Source organism: Pareuzebyella sediminis (genome assembly GCF_008367235.1).
In the GTDB taxonomy this organism is placed as follows: domain Bacteria; phylum Bacteroidota; class Bacteroidia; order Flavobacteriales; family Flavobacteriaceae; genus Pareuzebyella; species Pareuzebyella sediminis.
In genome coordinates this window covers 381790-398884 of the sequence record NZ_VTZS01000003.1, presented here as the reverse complement: position 1 = coordinate 398884, position 17095 = coordinate 381790, and the positions used below count along the sequence as shown (strand labels likewise).

Sequence of the window (17095 nt, the reverse complement as noted above, 5' to 3'; positions counted from 1 at the left end):
GAAATTAAGTAATTTTGTGTCTTACGCCGAGTTGGATCGGTGGTGACTTGAATCAGTTTTGAACCGAGCACAAAGATAAAGAATATCATGAAGGAAGAGGGAAAAATCAGATTGGGGATTTCTATTGGGGATTTGAACGGAATTGGCTGTGAAGTTGTTCTTAAGACGTTCGAAGATGCGCGTATGCTCGATTTTTGTACCCCGATAATTTTTGCATCGAACAAGACCATAGCATTTCAAAAGAATAAGCTTGACATTGACCTCAAATATCATGGGGTTCAAGAGGCCTCAAGTGCAATCGACGGTAAAATAAATGTAGTCAATGTTTGGAAAGAAGTACCGAAAATAGAGTTCGGGGAGGCAACGGAAGAATCGGGAAAATACGCACTTAAGTCATTGAAAGCTGCCGTAGCGGCACTTAAAGACGACAAAATAGACGTTTTAGTGACCGCACCGATCAACAAGAACAATATTCAATCCGAAGAATTTAAATTTCCGGGTCATACAGATTTTCTCGCTAAGGAACTTGGAGGGGAAAGCTTAATGTTTATGGTGACTGAGGGGCTCAAAATCGGTTTACTGACAGACCATGTGGCCATAAAGGATGTCCCCGAAAAGATCAATCCAATTTTAATTCGGGAAAAGGTCAGGACCGTGGAGAAGTCATTAAAAATGGATTTTGGTATTCGCGCCCCTAAAGTGGCTTTATTAGGGATTAATCCCCATAGCGGTGACAATGGGGTGATTGGGAAAGAAGACGATGAGGTATTGAAGCCTGTAATCAGAGAAATGTCAGATGCGGGGCACTTGGTGTTCGGGCCGTATTCGGCAGATAGTTTTTTCGGTTCCGATACCTATAAAAGTTTTGATGCGGTACTTGCGGCCTATCACGATCAAGGCCTGATTCCTTTTAAAACAATATCTTTCGGTAACGGTGTCAATTTCACAGCAGGCCTTTCAAAAGTGCGTACTTCACCAGATCATGGAACGGCGTACGAAATTGCAGGTAAGGGCAAGGCCGATCACAGCTCTTTTAAGGAGGCCGTATTTAGGGCCATCTCAATTTTTAGAAATCGCACCGAATATCAAGAATTGACCGAATCGTCTCTTCAGAAGCAGCGGGTAAGACGCTGACTGATCGGAGTTAAAAAGAAATTGAAAAAGGGCGTATTGTTCAGAATACCATGTATAGCCCCATACGTCATGGGGTTGGGCCTTTCTTCCATCCAAGAGTGGTTTTTGAGGTTAGGGTCACCTGCTACCTGCCCTGCCAAAAAGATCAAAATTTCTCAATAGTTCTTCTTGCTTCTATCAGTATGTCCTCCAAAATTTAAAAAGCACATTTCGTAGGAAGGCAAAGGCGCAGTGGTATATCTATCATCATCTATTGATGCTGATGTTCGAAATTCCAATATTTTCCTTGAATAATCTTATAAAGTTGTACGCGAGTTTGTGTGCATTGAGGTTTTCTGTTCGTCAATGCGGCTATATCTTATAAGCCAATTGCACCAAAAATGGTCTTTTTATTTCTTTCATTGCAAAGTAGACGGGTATCGGTTATGCAAGTGCATAGAGTACTTAATTTTTGAAGGCACAAAATAGTAGTAGCCGCTACAGGAAAACCGGGGTGTAAATTAATGCTTCAAATCTTATATCTGTTTGGCAATTACCAAAATAATGGTATCTTTGCACCCGCCTTTGTGGGGTGGTGTATAAATTAGTGTTTGAAATAATGAAGCAAAAGGAGTTTATTATTCCTTTCTCGGGATTACGGCAAGGAAAACACAAATTTGAATATACTATTAATGTGCAGTTCTTTGAAGCTTTTGGATATGAAGAGTTCAATGGAGCGGATATAGCCTTGGAAGTATTTTTGATGAAGTCGGGCACCATGCTCGAATTTGAAATGAAAGCTCGAGGTTTTGTGAATGTTGACTGTGATTTGACGAGCGAGCCCTTTGATCAACCAATTTCGGCGTCTTTGGATTTAGTGGTCAAATTTGGGGAGGAATTCAATGACGAGGATGATGAAATATTAGTACTTCCCCATGGGGAACATCAAGTCAATATTTCCCAATACGTATATGAAATGCTTGTTTTGGCAGTACCACAGAAAAGAGTGCATCCTGGAGTTCTAGATGGTACATTAGAGTCGGAGGCCCTTAAAAAGTTGGATGAACTTAGACCAAAGACTGAAAAAGAAAATATAAAAGAGAATGATCCCCGATGGGACGAATTAAAAAAACTGTTAACGGATAAATAAAGGAATAGATGGCACATCCTAAAAGAAAAATATCGAAAACCAGAAGGGACAAAAGAAGAACCCATTATAAGGCAGTTGCACCCACTTTGGCAACAGACCCGACCACAGGTGAAATGCATTTGTTTCATAGGGCCCACTGGCACGAAGGCAAGTTGTACTATAAGGGCCAGGTTTTAGTTGACAAGACGGAAGAAACCGAAGCCTAGAAAATCACGGTATATTGAAAGTAATTTACTCCCGTTTCTATATTCGGGAGTTTTTTGTGGCATATATCCAAAATTTCAAAAACAGCTTGTTTTTAAAGAGGAATTCACAAAAATTGTTTAATTTTCAGCAATTTTGAGGCACTTTCGAGGGTTTTTGACACCAAATCGACTTTAGGATGAGTAAAATAACAGCAGCGATTACAGCTGTAGGGGGATACGTTCCAAAATTTGTACTGACCAACAAAATGTTGGAAGACATGGTAGAGACGAATGACGAGTGGATCTTGAGTAGAACCGGAATAAAGGAACGACGAATACTAAAACCTGAAGAGGGTGAAGGAAGCAGTTACTTGGCGATAAAAGCGGCTCAGAATCTTTTAGAGAAGAGAAATATTAATGCCGAGGAAATTGATTTGGTCATTGTTGCCACGGCAACCCCTGATAGTATGGTAGCCTCTACAGCGGCTTTCGTCGCCTCGGAAATCGGGGCTATTAATGCATTTGCATATGACCTGTTAGCGGCCTGTTCAAGTTTTCTTTTTGGTATGTCGACCGCCGCTAGCTATATACAATCCGGTAAGTACAAAAAGGTATTGTTAATAGGGGCCGATAAAATGTCTTCCATTATCGACTATACCGATCGAACGACGTGCATAATTTTTGGGGATGGGGCTGGAGCCGTATTATTTGAGCCTAATACTGAAGGTTTAGGTCTTCAAGATGAATACCTTAGGGCAGATGGCTCTGGAAGAAAGTATTTGGGCATGGATGCAGGGGGGTCTTTGATGCCAGCCTCTGAAGAAACCGTCAAGAACAGAAAGCATTATATTTACCAAGATGGCAAAACGGTATTCAAGTTCGCCGTTTCGAATATGGCCGATGTGGCCGAACGCATAATGAAGCGGAATAATCTTGACCATACCGATGTGTCTTGGTTGGTGCCCCACCAGGCCAATAAGAGGATTATTGATGCGACGGCGAACAGAATGGGTCTAGACAATACTAAGGTTTTGATGAACATTGAGCGATATGGTAATACCACATCGGCTACCTTGCCTTTATTACTGTCTGATTTCGAGAAGCAGCTTAAGAAAGGAGATAATCTTGTTTTTGCTGCCTTCGGGGGCGGTTTTACATGGGGCTCTATTTATCTTAAATGGGCCTATAACTAACTAATCTAAATCAAATTCCATGGATATTAAAGAAATTCAAAGTCTGATCAAATTTGTGGCAAAATCGGGTGCTAGCGAAGTTAAGCTAGAAATGGAAGACCTGAAAATTACGATACGTACAGGCTCCCATGAACAAGGGGCTGAAAAGACCTACGTTCAGCAAATCCCAATGGCACAGGCTCCCGCACAGCCGTCACAGGTGCAAACTCCGGTCGAAACACAGGCCCCTGCCCAGAAAGAAGAGAAAAAAGACGATGATTCAAAATATATCACTATCAAATCTCCCATAATCGGAACGTTCTACAGAAAACCCTCACCTGACAAAAGTGCTTTTGTCGAAGTGGGAACTACTATCGCTAAGGGAGATGTGCTTTGCGTAATAGAAGCGATGAAACTTTTTAACGATATCGAATCTGAGGTTTCTGGTAAGATAGTTAAGATATTAGTCGATGATTCTTCTCCGGTAGAGTTTGATCAACCTTTATTTTTGGTAGATCCGTCTTAATTATTAAACTGCGAACGCCGAATAACAAGATTCCCTGTTCATATAGGAGTTGGCTGTTCGGAGTTTGGAATCCTATACTGTTATGTTCAAAAAAATACTGATTGCAAATAGGGGCGAAATCGCTTTGCGGGTTATAAGAACCTGTAAAGAGATGGGGATAAAAACCGTTGCGGTATATTCAAAAGCCGATGAAGAGAGTCTGCATGTCCGGTTTGCCGATGAGGCCGTCTGTATTGGTCCGGCACCTAGTAGTGAATCCTATCTTAAGATTCCCAATATTATTGCAGCTGCAGAGATTACCAACGCAGATGCCATACACCCCGGTTATGGATTTCTTTCCGAGAATTCGAAATTTTCGAAAATCTGTGCGGAACATGAGATAAAGTTTATAGGTGCATCCGGTGAGCAGATCGACCGAATGGGAGACAAGGCTACTGCCAAAGCAACGATGAAGGAAGCAGGCGTGCCTACTATACCCGGTTCCGAGGGGTTATTAAAGGATGTTGCCGATGCAAAGAAGGTGGCCAAAAAAATGGGCTATCCCGTCATGATAAAGGCCACCGCTGGTGGAGGCGGAAAAGGAATGAGGGCCGTGTGGAAAGAAGAACAGATGGAAGAGCTTTTCGATAGTGCCGTAAAGGAAGCCACCGCAGCTTTTGGTAATGGGGGCATGTACATGGAAAAGTTGATTGAAGAACCTCGTCATATCGAAATACAGGTTGTTGGAGATCAGTATGGCAAAGCTTGCCATTTATCTGAAAGGGATTGTTCGATTCAGCGACGCCACCAGAAATTGACGGAAGAGACCCCCTCTCCTTTCATGACCGACAAATTGCGTGACGCAATGGGAAAGGCTGCTGTTAAAGCTGCAGAATATATAAAGTATGAAGGGGCCGGAACCATTGAGTTTTTGGTCGATAAACATCGAAATTTCTACTTTATGGAAATGAACACCCGTATTCAGGTCGAACACCCGATTACGGAACAGGTTATCGATTATGATTTGATCCGCGAGCAGATTCTAGTGGCCGGTGGGGTTCCCATATCCGGAAAGAATTATATTCCTAAGTTACATTCAATAGAGTGCCGCATAAATGCCGAGGATCCTTATAATAACTTTAGGCCGTCACCGGGCAGAATTACGACCTTGCATACGCCTGGAGGCCATGGGGTTCGTATGGATACCCACGTTTATAGTGGTTATAGTATACCGCCGAACTACGATTCGATGATCGCCAAACTTATTACTACCGCACAAACTCGCGAAGAAGCCATAAATAAGATGAAACGAGCTCTCGACGAGTTTGTAATAGAAGGTATAAAGACCACCATACCTTTCCATCGCCAGCTAATGGAACATCCCGATTATCTTGCGGGAAACTACACCACTAAATTCATGGAAGACTTTAAGATGAAGCCTCAACCTGAAGAGTAAAAACCGGCCCCGATATCAATCGGGGCTTTTTATACCTGCCAATGAGTTTTAGCTATTGGGAATATAGGACCTGGCTCTCCCATATTGATTTTTTGATCGTGGGCAGTGGTATTGTGGGTCTTAGTTGCGCACATCGATTGAGGGAACGGTTTCCTAAGGCAAAGATTCTTATCCTTGAAAAAGGGATATTGCCTAAGGGTGCAAGTACAAAAAATGCCGGTTTTGCCTGCTTTGGAAGTATTTCTGAAATCTTGGCTGACTTAAGACTGCATTCTGAAGAACAAGTGCAAGAGCTCGTCAAAAAAAGATGGGAAGGAATACAACGCCTCAGGGCCACTTTAGGGGATAGAACAATCGATTTTAAAAAACTAGGAGGGCATGAGTTGTTTTTGGACGGGCAGGAAGAATTATATCAGGAATGTCTGGACAGACTTTCCGAAGTGAACCAATTACTACGCCCAGTTTTCAATACGGACGCCTTTAGATCTCGTCCGAATAGTTACGGATTTAAGGGAATACGGAAAAATTATATTTCCCATGAATTGGAAGGACAGCTAGACACCGGAAAAATGATGCTGTCACTTTTACAACTCGTTCTGGAGAGCGGCATCTTGGTTCTTAACGGCGTTGCCGTCGAAACTTTTAGCGATAACCGAACTTCTGTGGAGGTGAAGACCAACCACTTTGAATGCAAGGCAAAGAAAATGATTATTGCTACGAATGGTTTTGCGAGCCAATGGATAGACATGGATATAAAACCGGCCAGGGCCCAAGTGCTAGTGACAAAACCTATCAAGAACCTTCATATTAGAGGCACCTTTCATTTGAACGAAGGCTACTATTATTTTAGGGATATCGATAATCGCATATTGTTCGGAGGGGGTAGAAACCTTGATTTTAATGCAGAGGAAACCACTGAATTTGGAGAGACCAAACTGGTTCAAGATGAATTGGAAAGGCTACTGCAAGAACTTATTTTGCCAGGAAGGCCACATGAAATCGAAAGAAAATGGAGTGGGATTATGGGGGTGGGGCGTCAGAAAACCCCTATCGTCACCCAGCTTTCGGATGCTGTGTATTGTGGAGTTCGTTTGGGTGGAATGGGGATTGCTATCGGGAGCACAATAGGCAACGAAATAGCCGATTTGGTGTAGCGGTATGGAATCTAGTCGAAAAAGGTGACCCATCCTAAAATTAGGAACGGTTTTGAACAATAGGAAATGAAAGGCATAGAAATAAAACGCGCACTTTACGAGTTCTGCAAGAGTTTTGCCGACCTCAGAATCGACCGAATTAGAAATAACTTAGGTACAATTCAAGAAGCATTGGCCTCAGAAACAAAAAGCAGTGCAGGTGATAAGCATGAGACGGGACGAGCGATGTTGCATCTAGAATATGAAAAACTTGGCCAACAACTAGATGAGGCTGAAAAAATGAGGATGGTATTATACAGAATAAACATCGGCATCAGAAAAGAAAAAGCAGGTTTGGGTAGTTGGGTGAAAACATCTAAAGGAGATTATTTTTTGGCTATTTCGGCAGGCCCGTACACGTTTCGACAGACTTCGGTCTATTGTATCTCGGTAAATGCACCTATCGGACAATTAGTATTGGGTAAGTCAGCGGGAGATACAATAAACCATAGGGGACAAGAAATCAAAATCTTACAAATAGAATAGAAAAGGATACTCCAATAAAACTAGACTGAGGCTACGATGAAAATAAGAGTTAGGCAAGAGGCAATAAAAAGGCACTTCTAAAGTTTTAATCTAGGTATTAACCCCAAATCTTTAAAACTATGAAAACCTTTTTATCAAAATTGTTTATTTTATTTTTTGTTTCGATGGTTGCCTTATCCTGTAGCGTAAAGTCCGAATTGGAAGATATTGCAGATGAACTGGAAAAAGAGAACAATGCCGATGCCAGAACGGAAACGATTAAATTGGAAGAGAACCAATAACATTTCTCTTATATTATAAGAACTTAAAAAGAGCCTAAAAGGGCTCTTTTTTGTTTCATCTACAGTAAGTCTTTGAAATTTGGGGTAATTTCCCTAGAAGACTTTTTATGGGGTATTAAAAATTACAACTTTCGATTTCCGTAACCCGAAGGGTGTTCACCATTCCCTTTTCTTTTATTGGCATGGCCGCCAGGCTGATCAACATGTCGCCCTCATCCAAGAACCCTTTTTGACAAGCAATTCTGTTCACATCATCAATGGTCTCATCGGTAGAAACGTAGCGGTCGTAAAAGAAGGCCTTTACCCCCCATAATAAATTTAATTGGGTAAGTATACGTTGGTTATTGGTAAAAACCAATATATGCGCCTTAGGGCGCCAGGCAGAAATCTGAAACGCGGTGTACCCGCTATTGGTTAGCGTAGAGATGGCTTTTGCATTAATTTCGTTGGCCATAGTCGCTGCGTGGTAACATACCGATTTTGTAATATACCTCTTGGTACGTATATGCGGAGGGTCATGCGGAACTTTTATTAAGTCTGAACCTTCCACACTTTCAAGAATACTGGACATTTTTTGTATCACCTGTACCGGGTAATTACCGACAGAAGTTTCTCCTGAAAGCATTACCGCATCGGCCCCATCCATAACAGAATTGGCTACATCGTTTACTTCGGCACGGGTCGGAGTAAGGCTTGTAATCATAGTTTCCATCATTTGGGTGGCAATAATTACGGGAATCCGTGCTTTTTTTGCACGAAGAACCAAGTGCTTTTGTATTAATGGGACTTCATGGGCAGGTACTTCGACCCCTAAATCGCCTCGGGCCACCATTAAACCGTCACAATAGGCCACAATTTTGTCAATATTTTCAACGGCCTCCGGTTTTTCGATTTTTGCGATAATAGGAATCTTATGTTCTGAATGTTCGCTGATGATATTTTGAAGATCGATAAGATCTTGGCTAAATCGAACAAAGGAAAGCGCTATCCAATCGACATTTTGCGAAATGGCAAAAACGGCGTCCTTTATATCCTTTTCGGTCAGAGCTGGCAACGAAATATTTGTATTCGGTAAATTGACACCTTTCTTTGATTTTAGGGGGCCACCTTGTATTACTTTTGTTTTCACCTCTTCTTTGCCATCGCTTGAAACCACTTCAAAAATGAGTTTCCCATCATCTAGAAGAATTCGCTCACCAGATTTCACATCTTGAGGAAAAGTTTGGTAATTCATATATACCCTTTCGTTCGTTCCCTCGAAAGGTTTTCCGGTGACGAATGTAATTTCATCCCCAGGCGCTACCACTACTTCCCCGGCCATAACGCCTACCCTTAATTTCGGGCCTTGAAGGTCGGCCAATATTGTTGTATAGGTACCCAATTCCTTATTTAGTTCGCGGATGATTTCAATACGCTCTGCCACGTCTTCGTAATTGGCGTGTGAAAAATTTATGCGGAAGACATCTACTCCGGCAGAGATCATATCTCTCAGCACTTCTTTCTGGCTAGTGGCGGGCCCTAGTGTTGCCACTATCTTTGTCTTTTTTTTGCTTAGCATTTGGTTAAAAGATTAAGTTTTTTTTAGACTTTAGTTTGTGATATTGTACATCATAGACCGTAATTACTTTAGGTATGGCAAGTAGTTTCTTTACCAGGTTTGGTGATATGACAAAATCATCCTGTTCGATCTTTAGAAAATAGTCGACCTCTCGATGTTCTGGAACCACATGAAAAGGAGTGAAAGAAGGTTCATCTTTAAAGAATCCGTCTCTTTCCAAAGTATCTTCTTTGACACCATTGTTGGCAAAAAATGTCCAGTAGCCACCATTGGCTTCATCATTCCACTCGAAAATGGGTATGGTTACCTCCTCTGAAATATCCAAATCTTTTCGGCATCTTTTAAAATTTGATTTTAAATGAAGATTAAGGGCATAGGCCATGGCATAATCTTGAAGACTGCTGTGAATGGCAATCAAACCAAAGGAATCTTCATGAAAATCCACCGAAATTTTATGTATTGATAGCATAGGCGGACAAAGTGTCAAATATAAGATTAATAGCTAACAACGCCTAAGTCAAATGAGGCTAAACCTCATTTTTGATTTGATCCATGAATATTTCTATTATAATTATAGGTGCCCATTGGGTAAAGACCGGTTCATTTTATTCTGTAAAGCAAAAAACGCCCGTTTCGAGGCTTTTTCTTCGGCTTTCTTTTTAGACGTAGCGCGAGCCTTGGCCATGACTTTATTACCAATCGTCAATTTCACGGCGAAATGCTTCAGAGCGTCATTTCCAGTATCTTCATAGACGTCGTAATCAAAAGTTTTCTTTTGCTTTTGGCACCATTCTATGACCAAGCTTTTATAGCTTATAACCTTGCCCTCGAGTTGCTCTATATCCACATAGGGTTCGATCACTCTATGATTAATGAATTTTTCACAGTATTTATAGCCTCGGTCGAGATATACAGCACCCACTAATGCTTCAAAGACATTACCATGTATGTTTTCGCCAAAATGCGATTTCGGAATACGACTTTTGACAAAGTTAATGAGACCAAGGCCTTTACCCAGCTCGTTCAAATGTTTTCGGCTTACAATTTTTGATCGCATCTTGGTAAGATAGCCTTCATCACCTTCAGGAACTACATTATATAGGTGTAGTGAGATAATTGTACCGAGCATTGAATCACCTAAAAACTCCAGCCGTTCATAGTTCATAGGGTTGCCTTTTTGGTCTTTTTCGTTGACTGAACGATGTAAAAAGGCCTTTTCGTATATACTTATATTTTTAGGCTTAAAACCAAGGATTTTTTTTATTCCTAAAAAAAAATCCCCATCCTTTTTCGAATGGGAATTAAATATATTGGAAGGAAAACCCATTGGGATTATTAGCTAATTTTTTTAAAAATCACACAGGCATTGTGTCCCCCGAACCCGAAGGTATTGCTCAACGCTACATTGACTTCCCTTTTCTGGGCTTTGTTTAGGGTAAGGTTGAGTTTTGGATCGATATTTTCATCGACAGTAGTGTGATTGATCGTTGGTGGTACTACATTATGCTGCATGGCAAGTATAGAGGCTATGGCTTCTATGGCACCTGCGGCCCCTAGTAAATGACCGGTCATCGATTTTGTCGAATTGATATTGATGTTTGGGGCATGGTCACCAAAAACTTCTGTAATTGCCTTTAGTTCGGCAACATCTCCAAGAGGTGTTGAGGTGCCATGTGTGTTGATGGCATCGACATCCTCAGGTTTAAGATTGGCATCGCGAAGACAGTTTTGCATAACCCGAACCACACCTATGCCATCAGGATGAGGGGCAGTCATGTGGTATGCATCGCTTGAAAGTCCGCCTCCGGCTACTTCGGCATATATTTTGGCCCCTCTGGCCTTGGCATGCTCATATTCCTCTAAAATTAAAGCTCCAGCTCCTTCTCCTAATACAAAACCGTCACGAGTGGCATCAAAAGGTCTTGATGCAGTTTCTGGAGTTTCATTTCGGGTAGAAAGTGCATGCATAGCACCGAAACCTCCCATACCGGCAATGGTCACGGCAGCCTCGCTACCACCGGTAACTATAACATCACAATGACCTAAACGTATATAGGTGAGTGCATCGATTATGGCATTGGCAGATGAGGCACAGGCTGAAACGGTAGTATAGTTAGGCCCCATGAATCCATGTTTAATGGAGATATGACCAGGAGCTATATCTGCTATCATTTTTGGAATGAAAAAAGGGTTGAAACGAGGAGTGCCATCCCCTTGGGCAAAATTCATTACTTCGTTCTGAAACGTTTCAAGTCCCCCTATTCCTGCCCCCCAAATAACTCCAACACGAAATTTATCGAGCTTTTCAACTTCCAATCCAGAATCTTTGATAGCCTCATCAGATGAAACAAGGGCATACTGGGCAAATCGATCTAATTTGCGCGCCTCCTTTCGGTCGAAGAAATCCTCGGCATTGTAGTTTTTAAGTTCACAAGCAAATTTGACCTTAAATTTTTCGGTGTCGTAATATGTAACCGGCGCAGAACCACTTTTACCGTTCTTCAGACCTTCCCAATATTCCTCAATATTATTACCTATAGGGGTGAGAGCACCCAACCCGGTAACTACAACTCGCTTTAATTGCATTGAACCTGATTTTTGGTTTTATCGTTAAGCCAAGCGTAAATTAAAAAAAATTATCCATGCGATAGAGTTACCACATGGATAATTTTCAATCTTGTTCAAGAAATAATCATAAAGATTACTTCGCTTCTTCTATATAACTTATGGCCTGACCAACCGTTGCGATATTCTCTGCTTGATCGTCGGGGATTTGAATGTCAAATTCTTTTTCGAATTCCATGATTAACTCAACGGTATCCAATGAATCTGCCCCTAGGTCGTTAGTAAAGCTAGCTTCCGTTACCACTTCGTTCTCATCAACACCTAATTTATCAACGATGATAGCCTTTACTCTTGATGCAATGTCTGACATAATATTCTTGGTTTTAAAATTTTAAATTGTTGGCAAAAATAAAAAACTTTGGTTTAATAACACTATTTCCCGTTAAAATGTACGGTAATTTAAGAAATTTAAAAACAGGAATAGTAATTTAGCCACAAATATTTTTACCCTAAAAAGTGTCTTCGTCCTATGAAAAAAATAGTGCTTCTTGCCTCTGGTTCGGGCTCCAATGTGGAAAATATAGCACGTTATTTTCAAGATAAGGAGCAAGTAAAAATAACTGCTGTATTGTCCAATAGAAGGGATGCCAAGGTATTGGATAGGTGTAATAGATTAGGCATTAACGGCCTATATTTTAATAGGAACTCTTTTTATAAGAGCGATGTTGTTCAGGACATCTTGATGGCCTTGAAACCGGACCTTATTATATTGGCCGGTTTTCTATGGAAAATGCCGGAGAAAATGATACGGAGCTTTCCCGATAAAATTATTAACATTCACCCCGCTTTATTACCAAAATATGGTGGAAAAGGCATGTATGGTGACAAGGTGCATCAAGCGGTGCGCGATAGTGGCGATTTAGAAACGGGTATTACTATTCATTATGTAAATGAGAATTACGACGAGGGAACGATTATTCACCAAGCGAAAACAGCAGTATCTACCGAAGACACTGTAGAAACGATTGCCCAAAAGGTACATGCTCTTGAATACGAATATTTCCCTAAGATTATTGAACAGCTCTTAGCGTAGGAATAATGGCAAAGAATCAAAAGTTTTATACCGTTTGGAAAGGCAAACGCCCTGGAATTTATAATTCATGGTCGGATTGTAAAGCGGCCATAGCGGGTTACAAAGGCGCCCAGTATAAATCGTTTGCTACTTTCACCGAGGCCAAAAAGGCCTACAATGGCAATTATGAGGAATATAGGGGTAAAAAAAAGGGCGAAACGCCACTAACGCCGGAGCAACTCTTAAAATTTGGCACCCCGAATTATCATTCCATCGCCGTGGATGCCGCGTCTAGTGGAAATCCCGGGGTGATGGAGTACCAAGGGGTAGATACCAAAAGCGCTAAAAAACTCTTTCGGCAGGGTCCCTTTGCCCAAGGCACTAATAATATTGGTGAGTTTTTAGCCATTGTTCACGGACTAGCCTTTTTAAAACAAAAAAATAGCGATCGTATTATCTATACCGATTCAAGAACAGCTATGAGTTGGGTGCGTAAAAAGAAATGTAATACAAAACTGAAGGAAACGGTACAAAACAAGCCCCTTTTCGACCTTATTCGAAGGGCTGTTACATGGTTGCAGACTAACTCGTACACCACCCCTATTGTAAAATGGGAAACCAAGGCCTGGGGAGAAATACCTGCTGATTTTGGACGTAAGTAAGGCTAGAAATCGTGTTTTTTGAATGCTAAATGGCCAACTTCAATAAATTTTTGAATTTGATTAAAATCGCTCTCGCCCATGGACAACCAAAAGCGTATATTTGCACCAAAGAAAAAGTTGCATGGGCAAGCTTCTTATTGTAGGCACAGTAGCCTTTGATGAAATTGAAACCCCTTTTGGAAAAACCGATAGGATTTTAGGAGGTGCTGCAACCTTTATCGGTTTGGCGGCTTCACAGTTTGATATAGAATCGGCTATAGTTTCGGTCGTAGGTGATGACATGCCCCAAGACTATCTAGACCTTTTGGTTAAGAAGAATATAGATATTTCAGGCATTGAGGTGGTTCGTGGCGGGAAAACCTTCTACTGGAAGGGTAAATACCACAACGATTTGAATTCTCGGGAGACATTGGTTACCGAACTGAATACCCTATCAGACTTCAAACCTGTGGTTCCCACAGAGTTTAAAGATGCGGATGTCGTGATGCTCGGAAATTTACACCCTGAGATTCAAATGAGTGTGATCGAACAAATGAATCAGCGGCCAAAGTTCATAATTTTAGATACTATGAATTTTTGGATGGACCATGCCCTTACCGAGCTGATCAATGTAATTGAGCACGTCGATGTGTTAACGATCAATGATGAAGAAGCCCGTCAACTTACGGAGGAATATTCGTTGGTAAAGGCAGCAGAGGAAATTCATAAAATGGGCCCTGAGTACGTGGTCATTAAAAAAGGAGAACACGGAGCGCTCTTGTTTCATAAAGAACAGATTTTTTTCGCTCCTGCATTACCTTTAGAGGAAGTCTTTGACCCCACAGGTGCGGGAGACACTTTTGCGGGCGGATTCGCTGGATATTTAGCGGCGTCCGACAACATGTCTTTTAACAATCTTAAGAGTGCTGTGATACACGGGTCTAACTTGGCCTCGTTTTGCGTAGAACGTTTTGGAACTAAAAGAATGGAAAGCTTGAAAAAAGAAGAATTGGAAAAAAGGCTTCATCAATTCAAGGCTTTGACACAGTTTGATATAGAATTAACATAAACCTGCCCCAGATTTAGGGGCTTTTTTGTCATAGATGACCTAGGTCTTTATTGAAAACACCCGAAGAACATTAACAAATGAGCGACGCTATTAAACACGAATGTGGCATTTCTGTAATTCGATTGCTGAAACCGCTTGAATATTATAAGGAAAAGTATGGTACCGCCTTTTACGGGGTGAACAAAATGTACCTGATGATGGAAAAGCAACATAACCGGGGGCAGGATGGTGCCGGTTTTGCCAGTATCAAACTAGATGTCGCCCCTGGCGAGCGCTACATGAGCCGAGTACGTTCAATAGCTCAACAGCCTATTCAAGACATCTTTGCACAAATCAACGATCGCATAAATTTGGCGCTGGAAGAGAATCCTGGAGAAGTGGATAACGTTGCCTGGCAGAAAAAAAATATTCCCTATATCGCGGAGGTTCTTTTAGGCCATGTCCGTTACGGTACCTTTGGCAAGAACAGCATTGAAAGTGTACACCCATTTCTCAGGCAAAACAATTGGATGCATAGAAACCTAATTGTTGCCGGAAATTTCAATATGACGAATGTACACGAGCTTTTTGATAATTTGATCCAACTAGGGCAACATCCGAAGGAAATGGCCGATACCGTTACGGTCATGGAGAAAATCGGACATTTCTTAGACGATGCCGTAGCCAAACTCTACAAACAAATTAAAAAGGAAGGGTATACCAAACAGGAAGCCTCTCCTTTAATTGCCGATAGGTTAAAGGTGCATAAAATTTTAAGACGTGCGGCTAAAAACTGGGATGGTGGATATGCGATGGCCGGCCTTTTAGGTCATGGTGATGCTTTTGTATTGAGAGACCCCGTGGGAATCAGGCCTGCATATTATTACAAAGATGATGAAGTAGTGGTAGTGGCCTCTGAGCGACCAGCCATACAGACTGTTTTCAATGTTCCCTTTGAAGAGGTAGTGGAGCTAGAACCCGGCCACGCCATCATAATTAAAAAGGACGGCAATACGTCGATTAGACAGATACTTGAGCCTTTAGAAAGAAAAGCATGCTCATTTGAGCGTATTTATTTCTCGAGGGGAAGCGATAAGGAAATCTATGAAGAACGAAAACATTTAGGGAAATTATTGTTTCCCCAGATATTAAAGTCTATAGATTACGATTTAAAGAACACCGTTTTTTCGTATATCCCCAATACCGCTGAAACTTCGTTTTTTGGCATGGTAAAAGAGGCGCAGAACTATCTCAACAAAAGAAAGGAAGAACAAATCCTTTCCATTGGAACCAAAATAACGAGCGAGGAGCTTCATGCAATTCTCGAAGTACGCCCCCGTATCGAAAAGGTAGCGATCAAGGATGCTAAACTTAGGACTTTCATCACCCAAGATAGTAGCCGAGACGATTTGGTAGCCCACGTTTATGACATTTCGTACGGTTCGGTAAAGAAGGGTGATAATCTGGTAATTATAGACGACAGTATTGTTAGAGGTACAACTTTGAAGAAAAGCATTCTGAAAATTTTGGACAGATTATCTCCCAAGAAAATTGTTGTGGTATCATCTGCCCCGCAGATAAGGTACCCTGATTGTTATGGAATAGACATGGCAAAACTTGAGGATTTTGTAGCGTTTAAAGCTGCATTGGCCTTGCATCAAGAGCGATTGACCATGAACGTAGTCGATAATATTTATGACAAATGCTTAGAGCAGGTCAATTCGAATGATAAGGATGTGGTGAATTATGTAAAGGAGTTCTATGCTCCCTTTACAGCGCAGGAAATATCCCATAAGATTGGTGAACTTTTGAGTCCTGAAAATATCAAGGCAGAAGTACAGATTATTTATCAGACTATTGAGAACTTACATCAGGCCTGTCCTAAAAATTTAGGAGATTGGTATTTTACCGGGAAATACCCGACACCTGGTGGAAACCGGGTGGTAAATAAGGCCTTTATTAACTTCTATGAGGGTAAAAACGAACGCGCCTATTGACGGTTTTATCGACGAAATGCAATAAAATGCACAATTCATCGATAATTCAAGTCTTTTAACGGCTTTTTGGTTTGTTACAAAATTTCCAAACATATTTTTGAGCTTGCCATAGCATAAGTAGGTTAAGTTCATGGTAAGATTTGGGGCAAAAAAGGTGGAGACTTCTCCACCTTTTTTATTTTCCGACTTTAATGGAAAAGATTTTAATCACGCCAGGCCTCCAGATACAGTTCCCAAACACATTTAAATGTTCTCTTTTCTTGGAAGAGTATGCCTTATAGTGCTTTTTGCCTTATTTATATGCCGTTTGACAAAAAGCTTTCTACACGCCCCCACTTCAGTCTATATTTGGAGAACCATAGCATAAGTAGGTTAAGTTCATGGTAAGATTTGGGGAAAAGGGGGGAGCACTGCTCCCCCCTTTTATTTTGCAAATTTGACAACATTGACAAAGGAAAATTCGTACCGCATTCGTGCTTAACCCAGTTTCTTCGACCGACAATTTTCCATAGTTACTTTCAGGCCTTCGTTATCTCGTAATATCAAACTGAAGCAAATGGTACTTGAGTTCTAAACTAAGTAATAGCCTTGTGCTATGCTATTTGTATGCTTTTTCCTTCCTTTATATAAGGCAATACTCGATGAAATGCATTTCATCTAGGGATATGTTCGT

Annotated in this window: 18 protein-coding genes; 13 read left to right on the top strand and 5 right to left on the bottom strand. The window is 41.2% G+C overall.

Going from position 1 to position 17095, the window contains the following annotated elements; genetic code table 11:
• Window positions 1-87 precede the first annotated feature (87 nt).
• The 9 genes from pdxA to F2B13_RS20475 all read left to right on the top strand — a co-directional run bounded on the left by pdxA (window position 88) and on the right by F2B13_RS20475 (window position 7541).
• The gene (pdxA, locus tag F2B13_RS12370) at window positions 88-1134 is read left to right on the top strand and encodes a 4-hydroxythreonine-4-phosphate dehydrogenase PdxA (RefSeq protein WP_149273513.1); all 1047 of its coding nucleotides are present in this window, start codon (window positions 88-90) and stop codon (window positions 1132-1134) included.
• 598 nt (window positions 1135-1732) lie between these two features.
• Entirely contained in the window at window positions 1733-2263 is a 531-nt protein-coding gene (locus tag F2B13_RS12365) for a YceD family protein (protein WP_149273510.1), read from the top strand.
• A gap of 8 nt (window positions 2264-2271) precedes the next feature.
• On the top strand, window positions 2272-2469 hold the full coding sequence (gene rpmF / locus F2B13_RS12360; RefSeq protein ID WP_149273508.1) for a 50S ribosomal protein L32: 198 nt from the start codon (window positions 2272-2274) through the stop codon (window positions 2467-2469).
• Window positions 2470-2645: 176 nt separating this feature from the next.
• Window positions 2646-3641, top strand: coding sequence for a beta-ketoacyl-ACP synthase III (locus F2B13_RS12355; RefSeq protein WP_149273506.1), 996 nt, complete (start codon window positions 2646-2648; stop codon window positions 3639-3641).
• A gap of 19 nt (window positions 3642-3660) precedes the next feature.
• The gene (accB, locus tag F2B13_RS12350; RefSeq protein ID WP_149273504.1) at window positions 3661-4146 is read left to right on the top strand and encodes an acetyl-CoA carboxylase biotin carboxyl carrier protein; all 486 of its coding nucleotides are present in this window, start codon (window positions 3661-3663) and stop codon (window positions 4144-4146) included.
• Between the two features lie 82 nt (window positions 4147-4228).
• Window positions 4229-5581: an acetyl-CoA carboxylase biotin carboxylase subunit gene (accC, locus tag F2B13_RS12345; RefSeq protein ID WP_149273502.1), complete on the top strand. Its 1353-nt coding sequence runs from the start codon at window positions 4229-4231 to the stop codon at window positions 5579-5581.
• Window positions 5582-5622: 41 nt separating this feature from the next.
• Window positions 5623-6735: an NAD(P)/FAD-dependent oxidoreductase gene (locus F2B13_RS12340; RefSeq protein WP_149273500.1), complete on the top strand. Its 1113-nt coding sequence runs from the start codon at window positions 5623-5625 to the stop codon at window positions 6733-6735.
• A gap of 66 nt (window positions 6736-6801) precedes the next feature.
• On the top strand, window positions 6802-7260 hold the full coding sequence (locus F2B13_RS12335; RefSeq protein ID WP_149273498.1) for a 3-oxoacyl-ACP synthase: 459 nt from the start codon (window positions 6802-6804) through the stop codon (window positions 7258-7260).
• 119 nt (window positions 7261-7379) lie between these two features.
• Window positions 7380-7541 carry a hypothetical protein gene (locus F2B13_RS20475; RefSeq protein ID WP_198439689.1) on the top strand — a complete coding sequence of 54 codons (162 nt, stop codon included), beginning with the start codon at window positions 7380-7382 and terminating at the stop codon, window positions 7539-7541.
• A 115-nt stretch (window positions 7542-7656) separates the two neighbouring features.
• Here F2B13_RS20475 and pyk read toward each other — a convergent pair whose 3' ends face one another.
• The 5 genes from pyk to F2B13_RS12310 form a co-directional block, all read right to left on the bottom strand.
• Window positions 7657-9099 carry a pyruvate kinase gene (pyk, locus tag F2B13_RS12330; RefSeq protein ID WP_149273496.1) on the bottom strand — a complete coding sequence of 481 codons (1443 nt, stop codon included), beginning with the start codon at window positions 9097-9099 and terminating at the stop codon, window positions 7657-7659.
• 4 nt (window positions 9100-9103) lie between these two features.
• Window positions 9104-9568: an IPExxxVDY family protein gene (locus F2B13_RS12325; RefSeq protein WP_149273494.1), complete on the bottom strand. Its 465-nt coding sequence runs from the start codon at window positions 9566-9568 to the stop codon at window positions 9104-9106.
• A gap of 102 nt (window positions 9569-9670) precedes the next feature.
• Entirely contained in the window at window positions 9671-10426 is a 756-nt protein-coding gene (gene rnc, locus F2B13_RS12320; protein ID WP_149304337.1) for a ribonuclease III, read from the bottom strand.
• Window positions 10427-10434: 8 nt separating this feature from the next.
• Complete coding sequence (gene fabF, locus F2B13_RS12315; protein ID WP_149273489.1) at window positions 10435-11685, bottom strand: beta-ketoacyl-ACP synthase II; 1251 nt, start codon at window positions 11683-11685, stop codon at window positions 10435-10437.
• 115 nt (window positions 11686-11800) lie between these two features.
• Entirely contained in the window at window positions 11801-12034 is a 234-nt protein-coding gene (locus F2B13_RS12310) for an acyl carrier protein (protein ID WP_008269813.1), read from the bottom strand.
• Window positions 12035-12193: 159 nt separating this feature from the next.
• Here F2B13_RS12310 and purN point away from each other — a divergent pair, with 159 nt between their 5' ends.
• From purN to F2B13_RS12290, 4 genes are all read left to right on the top strand, one after another.
• Window positions 12194-12757 carry a phosphoribosylglycinamide formyltransferase gene (gene purN, locus F2B13_RS12305; RefSeq protein WP_149273487.1) on the top strand — a complete coding sequence of 188 codons (564 nt, stop codon included), beginning with the start codon at window positions 12194-12196 and terminating at the stop codon, window positions 12755-12757.
• A 5-nt stretch (window positions 12758-12762) separates the two neighbouring features.
• Complete coding sequence (locus F2B13_RS12300) at window positions 12763-13398, top strand: ribonuclease H1 domain-containing protein (protein WP_149273484.1); 636 nt, start codon at window positions 12763-12765, stop codon at window positions 13396-13398.
• Window positions 13399-13519: 121 nt separating this feature from the next.
• Window positions 13520-14446, top strand: a complete 927-nt coding sequence (locus F2B13_RS12295) for a PfkB family carbohydrate kinase (protein WP_149273482.1) — start codon at window positions 13520-13522, stop codon at window positions 14444-14446.
• Window positions 14447-14523: 77 nt separating this feature from the next.
• Window positions 14524-16422 (top strand): amidophosphoribosyltransferase, encoded by a 1899-nt coding sequence (locus F2B13_RS12290; RefSeq protein WP_149273479.1) that lies wholly within the window; start codon window positions 14524-14526, stop codon window positions 16420-16422.
• The last annotated feature ends 673 nt before the right edge of the window (window positions 16423-17095 follow it).